This is a genomic window from Staphylococcus sp. AtDRG32 (assembly GCF_004365845.1).
Classification (GTDB): Bacteria; Bacillota; Bacilli; order Staphylococcales; family Staphylococcaceae; genus Staphylococcus; species Staphylococcus hominis.
The window spans coordinates 34,939-48,685 of sequence record NZ_SODE01000005.1; the positions used below are offsets into that span (position 1 = coordinate 34,939).

Consider the following 13,747-nt stretch of genomic DNA (forward strand, 5'->3'; position numbering starts at 1 on the left):
GTTCAGAACGTAAAATTTAATATCTTCTTGTAGCGTAATGTCCACCTACTTTCATCATCAATATCATGCTATTTATTTTATCATATTCATTTTGGATAATCATTTTATAACCTTTTTTTTATATAAAAAAAACATCAAAATTCATCATTACTTATTTAAACGCTGTAGACTTAAATGAAGATCGATTCACTTCTTGAATCGCTTCATTAGCAGTTTTACCAACACTTAAAGACATTGCTGCTGTAAAGCTTCCTTCTACAATGGGTGCATTTACTTTGTAAATATAATACTTACCTTTATACATATCAATTGCTAAATCAATATTCATTTCTGATGATCCTAAATCATAAAAACATAATGCATCATCATCTAACTGATTAATCAATTGTTCAATATCATCATATGAAGTTCCAATTTCACCGTTTACTCCACCATAGGCAATCACATTTATGTCATTTGTCATTTTATTTAATAAATCTTTAGTTCCCTTAGCTATATCTTCACTATGACTAATAATAACTATAGTTGTCATCATTTCAACTCCAGTCAATCAATTAAATAACGAAATTAATTTTTTATTAAAGTGAATCTTAATCAGCGTATTTTCATTATAAAATAACTTATCTGAAAGCGCGAATATTTGTGTATCAGACAAAATATTAGTCATTGACTGCCTATATATTAAAAATGACTGAGATAGGTATCCAACATCATAATAATTGTAGCTATGTTGCTGAAGTTATAATGGATCTCACCTTTTTTCAAGTAAATTGTAAGTGACTAAAAGTGGTTTCCCTGTTCTAGGATCTTTTCCTAATACTGCATCTATATTAAACACACTTTCTAATATCTCTTTAGATATGACTTGGTCAGTAGGTCCATTATCTATAATTTGTCCTTCTTTCATGATTAACAAATAATCCGAAAATCGAATTGCCTGATTGATATCATGTAAGACCATAACGATCGTACACCCTAATTCTTTATTCAACTGTTGCACCAATTGTAAAATTTCTAACTGATGAGAAATGTCTAAGTACGTTGTAGGTTCATCAAGAAAAATAATATCTGTTTTTTGTGCTAAAGCCATTGCTATCCATACACGTTGTCTTTGTCCTCCACTTAAATCATTAATCGATTGGTGACGAAATTCTGTAATGCCTGTTACGTTTAATGACCATTCAATTTCATCTTTATCTTTTTTAGATAATCGTCCAAATCCTTTTTGATGAGGAAAACGTCCATATGAAACAAGTTCTTCAACGGTTATACTATCAGTCACTGTTGGAGTTTGAGGTAAAATGGCAATTTTTTTGGCTACTTCTTTTGTAGATTGATGTTGAATGTTTTGATTATCAAGTAATACTTCTCCATTTTTCACTTCAATCAGTCTTGAGAGTGCTTTTAATAATGTAGATTTCCCACAACCGTTCGGTCCAATAATTGATGTGATTTTACCATCACGTATTTGAACATCTAATTCCTTTATAATTGTCGTATTTCTATATCCTATATCTACTTGAGAGGCATTTAAACGATTCATATATAGGCCCTACCTTTGTACAAAAAATATTTACGACATCTATTGATAATCGTTCTCAATTAATTATTACTAGTATACCATTTATACACAGTTTTGACTATTCTTTTTACTATGAGGCGATTATAAAAAATAACCCTAAAAATCTGAGATATACATAAAACACCTCAAATTTTTAGGGACCCTTTTTTATTCATCGATTAAAAAACCATTTCCATAAACATCACGCACGTCATGAATAACCAAGAAAGCATTCTTATCTATTTTTTTTATAATTCGTTTGGCACGAGTTACTTGAGTTTTAGCTACAACAACATACAAAACGTCTTTTTCTTCTCTACTATAATAACCATGTCCATTCAATATAGTAAGACCTCTACCAACTTGTTCATCAATGGCCTTAGCTACCTCTTCAGGTTTGCTAGAAATAATTGTCATTGCTTTTTTTGTATTAAGTCCTTCAATAACATAATCCATTACTTTCGTGCCTATATAAAGTGAAATCACAGTTACCAATGCTTTACTTAACGGTAGCACTGTTAAAGAAATGGCTACTACAATTAAATCAAAAAATAATAATGCGTATGCTGTACTAACATCTAAGTATTTATTAGCTATTCTTGCTAATATTGTTGTTCCAGCTGTAGTGCCACCTGCTAAAACGATTATTCCAATACCTAGTCCAACACTTGTGCCGCCAAATACTGCATTGATGATGACATTACCTGTTTCTACGTGCCATGATTCTGTAAGACTTAAAAAAACAGAAATAAGTACAGTAGCAATAATTGTTAATATCGTACTTTTTTTACTTAAAAATTTATACCCAATAACAATCAATATTGCATTAGCAACGAAATTAGTGAGCGCTGGTGAAATATGAAAAGCGTAATATAATACAATAGCAATACCTGTGACGCCACCTTCACCTAAATTACCTGATATAACAAATGCATTGACCCCTGCTGAAAAGATAAAAGAACCTAGTATAACTAAAAGTATATTTTTTATATTTTTGTTCAAAAACACCCACTCCTTTTACGACTATAACGATTAAAATGTTAGCACAGTCTCATCATTTCCTACAATATACTTTTAAAAATTAAATGTATTAATAAATTTTAAATATCTTAAAATATAAAGATTTAATTTAAATATGATACATAGTCATCTTTAAATCTAATGTACTAATAAAAAATACGTGGAAATTTTCTGAATTTTTCGTTTACTTATAAATATTAGTTTGCTATACTATGTATAACTTCTTAATTACAAGAAGTTATCTCCTTTGTGTTGTTTATAGTAACAAAACAAATTTTGCTCGAAGTACTGTGACAGTACCTAGTCCTTACCGTTACAAGTACATTAATATTCATTTCCCATAAAAACCAAGTATATAAAGTGTCTCCTCACTTTGCATGCTTGGTTTTTATCATGCAATAAAATGAATAATAAAAATAGGAGTGACATAGAATTCTTTTCGAATTCAATGTTCACTCCTAATGGTTACTATAAAATGATTTAATTTTTAATACTTTACCATGCAAATAAACCAACAAATGCTGCAGTAAGTAGTGAAACTAAAATACCTGATAATAACATCATCGGTACATATTTTGAAACAAAATCTGATGTTTTCTTATCAACTATACCCTTTAATGTACCAACAATCATCCCAATTGTAGAGAAGTTGGCAAATGAAACTAAGAATGTTGATATCACTGCGCGACGATGTGCACTATATGTATCAATTACTTTTGTAATTTCACCCATAACTACAAATTCGTTTGTGACGATTTTTTTGGACATCTGTTGTGCCACTATCCATGCCTCGCCCCATGGTAAGCCAAGCAATAAAGCAAATGGATACATAAAGACACCTAAGATTTGGTTTAAACCAAAGCTACCTTTCAGACCCATCCAACTGCCTACTAATCCAGTAATCAAATTAATAAAACGATCTAAAAAATCAGCCAACGCTACAAAACTAATAACAAAAGCGATAATAATTAATACTAATTTACCCGCATTTAATACTGAATCTCCTAAAAATGAGAAGAAAGGTTGACGTTCAATTTTTTCATCATTATTAATGCTATAGATAATATCTTCTTTTTCTTCAACAGTGACAGGATTTAAAATAGAAGCCACAATAATTGCATTAATAATATTTAAAGGAATCGCCGTTAACACTAATTCACCAGGAATCATTTGAACATAGGCACCTACAATAGCTCCAGAAATAGAACTCATTGACATCATTGCAACTGTTAATACACGCATTTCATTCATACGCTTAAGTTGTTCGTTAGAGACTGCAAGCGCCTCTGTATTTCCTAAAAACATCATTTCGATACCAAAGAATGATTCAAATTTAGGTTGACGTGTGATTTTCGCAAGTACAAAACCAATTCCTCCAATAATTTTAGGAAGAATATTAAAATACATAAGAATATCAAATAGTGGAACAACTAATAAAATTGGAAATAATGCACTCACTGCCATATCCATTTGTTTACCACTTGTAAAACTACTGAATGCAAAACCTGTTCCAGTATGAGCTGATTGAATAATCCAAGCAATGGCAGCTGCTAAACCTTCAACAATTGATCTTCCAATTTGGAAATATACAAAGAACCATGCTAAGAATACATTTAAAAGAGCTAAGATTAATATAGATTTCCATTGAATATGTTTGCGATTCCTAGAAAATAAAACTGCTATTCCTAAAAATACAAGTAATCCAATGATATTTATTAGTAAAAACATAAGACACCTACCCACATTTTAAAATTAATATGTATCACATTACCCTTAAATAGAACCGTACTATTTTCATAAAATGACAACTAACGTTCTGTAAAAAGTACATTTAACATTATACCATGAGAAAATGTTCGTTAAAATAACATATTTAATAAAATAGTTGTCTATTTCTTTTTTTTGTTGTTATTTATCATAAACACCATTTAAACTTAATACGGTTATATAGAAAAAGAATGGGAAAACGAATTTAAAGTAACTATTTCCCATTCTTTATATTATTTGATTTTATGATTCATTTTCATGAATATCATTATTAATATAGTCTGCTATAAATTGAGAAGATTGACCTTTTTCAATTGAACAAAAATCATTATAGAACGCTTCAATTTTATCTTTATATTTTTCTTTATGTGTATCTAAATATTTTAATTCTTCAGCAAGTTTAAATTCATCTGTAATAATTTCTCCTGGTAAATCTTCCATATAATTCATATAGAAGCCACGAAGACCTTTATCGTATTTTTCAATATCATAAGCAAAGAAAAATTGAGGACGTTTCAAAATACCATAATCAAACATCACTGACGAATAGTCAGTAATAAGCGCATCAGATATTAAATATAATTCTGAAATATCATTATAATTTGAAACATCAATAGCAAAATCATCGTATCCAGTTAGATCTAATGCATTTGCAATAAGATAATGCATTCTTAGTAAAATGACATAGTCATCTCCAATTTGCTCTTTTAAATTAGCTAAATTTATTTTCAAATCAAATAAATATTGACCTTTTTTAACGAATTCATCATCTCTCCAAGTCGGCGCATACATAATAACTTTTTTATCTTTCGGTAAATTTAAATCTTTTTTAATTTGTTCTATATACTCAGTATCATTTTGTCTTGTAACTAATACATCATTTCTTGGATAGCCAATTTCCCAAATTCTTTCTTCATCCATCCAAAAAGCAGATTTAAAGATATCCGTAGAATAACGGTTTGGAGATACTAAATAATTCCAACGAGATGCTTCTGTATAAAAATTCTTTTTATAATTTGCTGTTGTTGTTCCTGGCATTCTTACCACTTTCATATCATTTGCTAAACGTTTTAACGGTGTACCATGCCAAGTTTGAATATACACTTGATTCTCTTTTTTATTTAAATACAATGGTAATCGAGCATTTGAAATCCAGTATTTCGCTTTAGCATAGGCTTCATAATATTCTTTGGATCCTTTTTTCACCTTAGTTGCATTTCCAGGAATAATATTGTTATTAGGCTTAGAAAAGACCCAAATATAATTATATTGTGGATAGTGTTGTTGCATATATTCATATATGTACTTTGGACTATCACTGTAATTTTTGCCACCAAATGACTCAAATACAATCGTATGTGGATCTACTATATTTTCATTATCTGTAAGTTGATATTTAGCACGTTCTTTCATCTTACTGTTTGTAAGAATACTTTTAAATAAACGTGTTTTTTTACGTAATTCATTCACATATCTTGCATTCTCAATGTCATTCATAGATAAAAACATGATTTCAAGATTATATAACAACTTACCATCTTTAATGATATTCCATTTTAGTGCTTTTACTACTTTAACTAGAGTGTCCTCTAAAGCAATATATCTTGCTTTAATATCTCTAAGCGAAGGATCAAACCCTTTTTTAATTTCATTTTTCATTCTTTGGACTAAAAATTTCTTAACTTCTTTATTTGTAGTTCTTTGCATAGCATCAAAGAAACTATTTGTATAGTCTTCAAATTTATCAATAAAATCTTGATCACTTAGTGTATTACCATTAAATGGATCATATACTTCACCACGATAATAAAACGGAAAATTAACAATTCTAACAAAATGTTCAGCATATTTCAGATACTCTAATACAAATGAATTATCAGTAAAAATGCTTAAATCTTCATTAAATTTAATGTCATGTGCTTTAATAATTGCATTTCTAAATAAAATATTACATACAGTTTCTTTTCTTAAAATTGAATTAGGATATGAATGGTGTGATCGATACTGCAAACGTATCTTATCCTTGTCTACATATTGAGGACGTTGCATTGTAAATTTGTGTATCGGCGCAATTAATGTATCTAAACCATTGATATGATTCAAATAATATTCAATAGCATATGAGGCTAATTGATCATCCGCATCTAAAAACATCACGTATTGACCTTCTGCTGAGTCCAAAGCAATATTTCTAGCATGTGCATGACCAGTATTTGTTTCAAGTTGAATAAACGTCACATCTTTATCATAAGATGCTAACGTTTTATTTAAGATTTGTGTTGAATGATCCGTAGAACCATCATCTACAATAATAATCTCAAAATCTTGATTCCTTTGATTTTTTAAGCTATTAATACAATCTTCAATATATTCTTCACTATTAAAATATGTAATAATTATTGATAGTTTATTCAATATCATTCTCTCCAATTTTATTTATGTTTATTCAATTAATTTTTAAGCAATGGGTTTGTGTACTAACTATATCTTATCAGCCTAAGATTTTTTCATCTACACTGTAAAATTATATATTACTTTATCATCGTGATATTTAGATGTTCAATATCCATTATTTATTTAAATTTTGTGTAGTCACAAATTGATGATATTTCTCATGATATTTCATTAATTCGTCATGTGTACCTTCTCCCGTCACACGTCCTTGATCAATAAAAATAATTTGACCTGCTTTTTTAATCGTAGAGAGACGGTGTGCAATCACTATCGTTGTTCTACCTTTCATCAATACTTCTAAAGCTTCTTGAATTTTTTGTTCACTTTCACTATCAAGATTTGCAGTAGCTTCATCAAGTAACAGTATATCTGGATTTTTCACAAAACTTCTAGCGATATCAATACGTTGTCGTTGACCCCCAGACAGTTTTAATCCACGTTCGCCCACTAATGTATCGTATCCTTCATCAAATTGCATAATAAAGTCATGACAATTCGCTAATTTTGCATATTTAATTAGTTCTTCATCAGAGACAGTACGGTTAATACCATATAAGATATTATCTCGAATTGTTCCTGTCATCATAGAGTTTGACTGCATGACATATCCAATTTTGCTACGCCAATTCGTAATTGGAATATCGTAAATACTTTTATTACCATATGTAATATCACCATTATCGATATCATACATACGTTCAATTAAATTAAAAATAGTGCTTTTCCCAGAACCTGAAGGACCAACAAACGCACTAATATCGCCCTGAGGTATACGAAATGATATATAATCAAGAATCGTTTTTACATCATATTTAAATTCTACGTTATTAAATTCAAGTGCTCCATTCTCAATGTTGATATTAGCAATGGGGTTTAACTGTTCCATCGGTTCCACGGGTTCTTGCATAATTTCATAAATACGTTGACTTGCGCCTACAGCTTTTTTGTAATCAGTAACTAGTGTAGATAAGTTCATAAGCGGCATAGATAACTGCATCACATAAAAAATCATAGCTATTAAAGCACCTGCTGTAATAGCACCAGTAGCAATTCTAATTGCACCAAATCCTAAAATAATGGCTATCATTAATAACATAATCACACTTGAAATAGGTTGAATAATCGCTACTATTTTTGCCTGTCTTAAACCTAATTTATATATTTCATTTAAGTTATAATGTGCATTATTTAATTCTTTTTGTTCAGTATTAGAAATTTTTACTAAACGCATTTCTGTCAATACACGACCTAATAATCCACTAAAATTGGCAATTTCTGCTTGGGTATGTTTTGAAATTTTTTGCATACGTCTTCCAAGTGGAATCATAATACCCATAAATATTGGAATAGCTATGAAAGTCAGTAAAGTCATTTGCCAGTCCATAATAAACAGCATAATAATGGAACCAATCAATGTGATAATAGCTGGTAGTAATTGTGGTAATTTTTGAGAGATAAAATCGTTAATGACCTTAGTATCATCAGTTAAACGACTCATCAACTGACCACTTTCATTTTTGTCAAAAAATGGCATTTTCAGTTTAATCATATGCTCCCACAATAATGAACGAATGCCATAAATCATTTTTTCTCCAATTTTACTTAAGAGATAAATACCTAAACCGCTAAGTAATGCATTAATGATAAAGATACTTGCAAATAGAACGACAATATTCCAATTAATATTATTAGTAGAAAATTTATCTACTAAGCGACCTGTAAACAGTGGAATCAATAATCCGCTAAGACTTCCTAACGAAGAAATGATAACAGCAGTTATTATTAAAGCATAGGGCCAAGACAATCGTTTAAATAGAAAAAATAATGGATTGTGTTGTTTCATAAATAAACCTCTTTAGTCATCAATTTGTATTTGTATTTTTGATATTATATTTAGTATTTATCCTAATTTAAATGTATTTTAACTGGTAATTCGGTTGTTCTTAGTATAGCATTTTATTTAAAATGTTTTATTACATAAAAATAGGAGTGCCCTAGAATTCGTTTTGAATTCACTGTTCACTCCCAAAAAGATGGGTCAAATCAAAAAATTATTGTTATCTACTTGATTTAACCAATGATTGAGACATAGCTAAACTTCTAAGGTGTCTATATGTGTCTTTAATAAATTATTATTTATTTTGCATCTTTTCCGTATAGCTCTTGTTTAATTTTAGTTGTTGAAATACCCTCAGTGCGTTTTAGATATACAACTTCACATTTGTCTTTTAGGAAGTCAAATTTACCTTCCCAGTCATGGCCCATAACAAAAACATCAACATCATAACGATCAACGTCTGTTTCTTTTTGACCCCATCCATCTTCTGGAATCACTAAATCAACGTAACGAATAGATTCTAACATCATTTTACGTTGTTCAAAATCATAATAAGATTTTTTATTTTTAATTTGGTTAAATTCATCTGTTGATAAAGCTACAATTAAATAATCGCCCATTTCACGAGCTCTTCTTAGTAATTCTATATGACCATAATGTAATAAATCATATGTACCATATGTAATGACTCTTCTCATATTTCCTTTCTCCTTTACAAATTTTTAACATTAATTAATAATCTTAATTTAGCATAAATATATTTAACATACCATTAATTTTATATTGACATGACTTTTCATCATTTACTTATTCATCATACGTTTCAATGATTGCTTTCCACTAAATACTAATTTTTTAGGCATTATTTGGGCTTGAAAACGTAAAAAACCAGGTCGCCCAATTCCTACCTCAATAAGTGTATGTCTCCATAACTCATAGGTCTCACGTGTCCAATGAGTCGCACTTTGCTCTACGGCTTGTACTATTCTAAACAATGCTTCTCCAGAATAATTTGTATGTTGCATATCTCTGATATATTGAGTGATTTTGTCTATAATTTGAAGTGTCACTTTACTGTATTTTATTAAATAAGCTTGAATGAGATAGCTGACAATTAAGTCATCCATTCGATAACTATAATATGCTTTTTCTTTGACAAGTAATAACATATCCATGACTTCACGTCGAACTTTTCTAGCATCTTCTAAGTAAGATATAAATGTATCTGCACGTTGATCTGTAATAGAACCTTCTCGCTCATTGTATCCATATACGATAAAAGGAACTAGCTGGATATCCCTTGACATTAAATAGGCACGAGTGACAAATGTATGTTCTTCACAAAATACTACATCTTCATCAAATCTTAGTGTATTAAATTTAGCTTTGAATAACTTGCCACCTGGTCCAATAGATTGAAGTATTTCTGGCGCTTCTGCTAAAGAAACCATTGCTTCACGATGAATGTCTTCGTGTGTTGGAATGACTTTCCAGTCACCATGCATCCCTCTACCGATTTGCCCAATCACAATATCTAGATGATCATTTTTCTCATAATATTGAATCATTTGATCCATTTTTCCAGGTAAAAATTGATCATCTGCATCTAAGAACATAAAAGCATCGATATCATCTGACATTGCAGAAAGACCCATATTTCTACTTTTTGCCGCTCCTTGATTGTCTTGATGATAAACAATGAGATGTTTAACTTCTTTTTGCAATTCAGTTAACACTTGTTTTGTACGATCTGTTGAACCATCGTTAATACAAATAATTTCTACATCATGTGTTGTATCAATCGATTTAACTGCTTTTCGAATTGTATTTTCAGCATTATATACTGGAATAATAACCGCTAATTTCATTCTTTCACCAACTTTTCAATAAATTTTAATACGTTTTCTAAGCTTTTTTCACTATTATATTTATGCCAATGTTTAAATAATGGTTTTATTTCTTTTTCATTATATTTAATCTTAGTTACTAATTCATCTATATGTTTCACTTTATAAAATGTTGGAATATCGCGATAAAATTGATTCAATCCACGCACCTCTTCATACTCTTTTTCGTCAAACACATAAAATAATGTAGGTTTATTGAGTAAGCTAGCTTCTATTGGTAGGGAGCTATAATCACTAATAATAATATCAGCCATCATCATTAGTTCTGACGTTGTCGCAATATGCTCACTATTAGGAATTGATGGATGAAGTTGATTAATGAGAGTATAATTGGGTAATTGCTTTTCAAAATATACTTTATCTATTTGACGATTATCCATTTGATTTTCACGATAAGTAGGCACATATAATGCTAATTTATTGGGAACATTATAATATTTTTTTAAATTTTTTTGCTCCGTCTTAAGGTCTAATTTAAAATATTTGGTTAATCGAGGTAGACCCAATTTAAGCATTTGAGTGCTCTTAGCATCAAATGCACTTTCAAAACATCTACTCATCTCTTCTCCACCGACTAAATAATAATCAGTAGCATTATAAACGCTTTTATATTGTTGAATCATTTTTTTATTATTTAAATCTACTTGATGATCCGTTAAACCAAAATTTTTTAAAGCACCTGAGGCATGCCATGTTTGGATGATGGTCTGTCCTTTTTTCTTATGATACCCTCCGAGCATAAGATAATATGTATCAATCACAATCACTTTTGCTGTACTTATCGTCTTGATATGTCTCACTATATGACTATTTCCGGCAGGAACAAAAGATACATTTTTAAATTGCTTTAGCTTAGCCCATTCTTTTTCTTTAGCAATGACGGTTAGTTCATACCCTTTCTGATTTAATTGCTCAATTATTGGCATAACGTCTTCGGGAAATGTCATTAAAATCGCAATATGATTCGATTTTAGTCGTTTAAATCTAAAAATTTGGTTTACGATAGTAATAAGTGTCATATAAATATTTTTTATCACTACTCTTGTCATCATTTAATCCCCTTACTCGTTAATAAAATAATTTATAAAGAAAGAGTAGGACAGAAATACATTGATTTTGTCTCTACTCCTTATCATTTTCACATACATCTCTATCGACATCGTCTATATTTTATATTTATTTATGATATATATGCTAAAGAGCTTGAAATGCAATCTAATACATTTCAGGCTCTCTACTAATAAATGTAAGTATTGATTTATCTAGCACACGTTTTATAAAAAATCTGCAAAATGATCTCGATATCTACGATGTAATATAGACCCTAATACAAAGAATACTATAATAATCACAATATTATAAAGAAGTAATCTCCAATGTTCAATAAAGTACCATTGATGGAATAAAATTGCTGCGCGATAAGACTCAGCTAAAAAGTATACGGGGTTAAATTTCATAATGTCATTAATTACGCTACTAATTCCAGTATCTTTTGGTATCCATAAAATAGGAGACATATAGAATAAAATTCTTAGTAATGCTTGCATAATCATCTGTGTATCACGAACAATGATTCCAAGTGTTGATGTAAAAAGTGCTACAGAAGCCACAAAGAAAAATGTTAGTGGTACGTAAATTAACAATTGTACAATATGGATAGACGGCATAATGCCATTTCCCATACAAATTGCAATAATAAGTGCTAATAAGCCAATATGGCCATAAAATTTACTTGTTACGATATAAGTTGGAATAATTGATAAAGGGAAATTCATTTTCGCTACTTGGTTAAATTTCATAGATACTGATTTCGTACCTTCAAGAATACCTTGGTTAACAAAGAACCACATGCTAATTCCTACTAGTAACCATAAAATAAATGGAATGCCATGTATCGGTTGATTACTACGAATCCCCATACCAAAGACAAACCAATACACCATAATTTGAAGTGCTGGGTTAAGTAATTCCCAAGCCATACCTAAGTAATTATTTGTATTTGTTATTTTAATTTGAAATTGTGCAAGTCGTTGCACTAAATAAAAGTTTTTTATATGTTCTTTAAAAACAGTTCCTACTGCCGACATTGAATTAAACCACACTTTCAATTGTAAATTCATAATGGCTTTTAATTTCTTTAACTACTGATTAAAATCGTTTTATTATAAAATTTCTAAATCAACGTTTAAAATGATTCATATAAATCCATTATATATTTACGCAACACATTAGTCGAAAATTTTATTAGGATAGACTTAACTCAGAAAAGAAAGTAAAATTAATATATTGTTTACAAAAAAGATACAAAATCTCATATACACTTTACACTAGGTTAATAAATTTAACAACTATTGAGTGATGTATTATAATCTATATAATAAATCATAAGAAAGGAAAAATCATGAGCGTATCTGTTAACATAAATCATGTGACAAAAGAATATCGAATATATCGCAATAATAAAGAACGTATCAAAGATGCGTTAATTCCTAAAAATAAAAACAAAACCTTCTTTGCTTTAAATGATGTGTCTATTACTGCTTATGAAGGTGATGTGATTGGTTTAGTAGGTATAAATGGTTCAGGAAAATCCACGTTAAGCAATATGATTGGTGGTTCATTATCTCCAAGTTCTGGAAATATAGATCGTCATGGTGAAGTAAGTGTCATCGCCATTAATGCCGGTTTAAATGGGAAACTGACGGGCATTGAAAATATTGAATTTAAAATGCTTTGTATGGGGTTTAAAAAGAAAGAAATTAAAAGACTTATGCCTCAAGTTATTGAATTTAGTGAGCTTGGCGAATTCATTTATCAACCTGTTAAAAACTATTCAAGCGGTATGCGTGCGAAACTCGGTTTCTCTATCAATGTAACTATTAATCCTGACATTTTAGTTATCGATGAAGCACTATCTGTTGGCGATCAAACATTTACTCAAAAATGTTTAGATAAAATATATGAGTTTAAAGAAGCAAATAAAACGATTTTCTTTGTAAGTCATAATATCAGACAAGTGCGTGAATTCTGTACTAAAATCGCTTGGATTGAAGGTGGAAAGCTAAAAGAATTTGGTGAATTAGATACAGTGTTACCTAAATATGAGCAATTTTTAAAAGATTTTAAGAAAAAATCTAAAAAAGATCAAAAAGCATTTAGACAACAACTTGATGAAAAACGTTTTGTTGTAAAGTAAAAGAG

11 protein-coding genes are annotated in these 13,747 nt (G+C 29.6%); 1 reads left to right on the top strand and 10 read right to left on the bottom strand.

Features of this window, described 5'->3' with window-relative positions; translation table 11 throughout:
- Window positions 1-151: 151 nt before the first annotated feature.
- From dhaM to BDW25_RS08065, 10 genes are all read right to left on the bottom strand, one after another.
- Window positions 152-532: a dihydroxyacetone kinase phosphoryl donor subunit DhaM gene (dhaM, locus tag BDW25_RS08020; protein ID WP_166667421.1), complete on the bottom strand. Its 381-nt coding sequence runs from the start codon at window positions 530-532 to the stop codon at window positions 152-154.
- Window positions 533-751: 219 nt separating this feature from the next.
- Window positions 752-1,543 (bottom strand): ABC transporter ATP-binding protein, encoded by a 792-nt coding sequence (locus tag BDW25_RS08025; protein ID WP_002449150.1) that lies wholly within the window; start codon window positions 1,541-1,543, stop codon window positions 752-754.
- A gap of 186 nt (window positions 1,544-1,729) precedes the next feature.
- The gene (locus BDW25_RS08030; protein WP_002449141.1) at window positions 1,730-2,563 is read right to left on the bottom strand and encodes a YitT family protein; all 834 of its coding nucleotides are present in this window, start codon (window positions 2,561-2,563) and stop codon (window positions 1,730-1,732) included.
- Between the two features lie 513 nt (window positions 2,564-3,076).
- Window positions 3,077-4,309 (bottom strand): NupC/NupG family nucleoside CNT transporter, encoded by a 1,233-nt coding sequence (locus BDW25_RS08035; protein WP_002488576.1) that lies wholly within the window; start codon window positions 4,307-4,309, stop codon window positions 3,077-3,079.
- Between the two features lie 282 nt (window positions 4,310-4,591).
- Window positions 4,592-6,763 (bottom strand): bifunctional glycosyltransferase/CDP-glycerol:glycerophosphate glycerophosphotransferase, encoded by a 2,172-nt coding sequence (locus BDW25_RS08040; RefSeq protein WP_002455669.1) that lies wholly within the window; start codon window positions 6,761-6,763, stop codon window positions 4,592-4,594.
- Between the two features lie 154 nt (window positions 6,764-6,917).
- Window positions 6,918-8,645, bottom strand: coding sequence for an ABC transporter ATP-binding protein (locus BDW25_RS08045; protein ID WP_002455670.1), 1,728 nt, complete (start codon window positions 8,643-8,645; stop codon window positions 6,918-6,920).
- Window positions 8,646-8,938: 293 nt separating this feature from the next.
- Window positions 8,939-9,337, bottom strand: coding sequence for a glycerol-3-phosphate cytidylyltransferase (tagD, locus tag BDW25_RS08050; RefSeq protein ID WP_002449131.1), 399 nt, complete (start codon window positions 9,335-9,337; stop codon window positions 8,939-8,941).
- Window positions 9,338-9,442: 105 nt separating this feature from the next.
- Window positions 9,443-10,507: a glycosyltransferase family 2 protein gene (locus tag BDW25_RS08055; RefSeq protein WP_002449133.1), complete on the bottom strand. Its 1,065-nt coding sequence runs from the start codon at window positions 10,505-10,507 to the stop codon at window positions 9,443-9,445.
- Entirely contained in the window at window positions 10,504-11,598 is a 1,095-nt protein-coding gene (tarB, locus tag BDW25_RS08060; RefSeq protein ID WP_002449153.1) for a teichoic acid glycerol-phosphate primase TarB, read from the bottom strand. The genes BDW25_RS08055 and tarB overlap by 4 nt, the downstream gene beginning before the upstream one ends.
- A 222-nt stretch (window positions 11,599-11,820) precedes the next feature.
- Window positions 11,821-12,633 carry an ABC transporter permease gene (locus tag BDW25_RS08065; protein WP_002449143.1) on the bottom strand — a complete coding sequence of 271 codons (813 nt, stop codon included), beginning with the start codon at window positions 12,631-12,633 and terminating at the stop codon, window positions 11,821-11,823.
- A 314-nt stretch (window positions 12,634-12,947) separates the two neighbouring features.
- Here BDW25_RS08065 and tagH point away from each other — a divergent pair, with 314 nt between their 5' ends.
- Window positions 12,948-13,742, top strand: a complete 795-nt coding sequence (tagH, locus tag BDW25_RS08070; protein ID WP_002449138.1) for a teichoic acids export ABC transporter ATP-binding subunit TagH — start codon at window positions 12,948-12,950, stop codon at window positions 13,740-13,742.
- Window positions 13,743-13,747 lie beyond the last annotated feature (5 nt).

Excerpts from the sequence above, each read along its gene's own strand:
- dhaM (WP_166667421.1), bottom strand. The coding sequence starts at position 532 with ATGACAACTATAGTTATTATTAGTCATAGTGAAGATATAGCTAAGGGA.
- BDW25_RS08025 (WP_002449150.1), bottom strand. The coding sequence starts at position 1,543 with ATGAATCGTTTAAATGCCTCTCAAGTAGATATAGGATATAGAAATACG.
- BDW25_RS08035 (WP_002488576.1), bottom strand. The coding sequence starts at position 4,309 with ATGTTTTTACTAATAAATATCATTGGATTACTTGTATTTTTAGGAATA.
- BDW25_RS08045 (WP_002455670.1), bottom strand. The coding sequence starts at position 8,645 with ATGAAACAACACAATCCATTATTTTTTCTATTTAAACGATTGTCTTGG.
- tagD (WP_002449131.1), bottom strand. The coding sequence starts at position 9,337 with ATGAGAAGAGTCATTACATATGGTACATATGATTTATTACATTATGGT.
- BDW25_RS08055 (WP_002449133.1), bottom strand. The coding sequence starts at position 10,507 with ATGAAATTAGCGGTTATTATTCCAGTATATAATGCTGAAAATACAATT.
- tarB (WP_002449153.1), bottom strand. The coding sequence starts at position 11,598 with ATGATGACAAGAGTAGTGATAAAAAATATTTATATGACACTTATTACT.
- BDW25_RS08065 (WP_002449143.1), bottom strand. The coding sequence starts at position 12,633 with ATGTCGGCAGTAGGAACTGTTTTTAAAGAACATATAAAAAACTTTTAT.
- tagH (WP_002449138.1), top strand. The coding sequence starts at position 12,948 with ATGAGCGTATCTGTTAACATAAATCATGTGACAAAAGAATATCGAATA.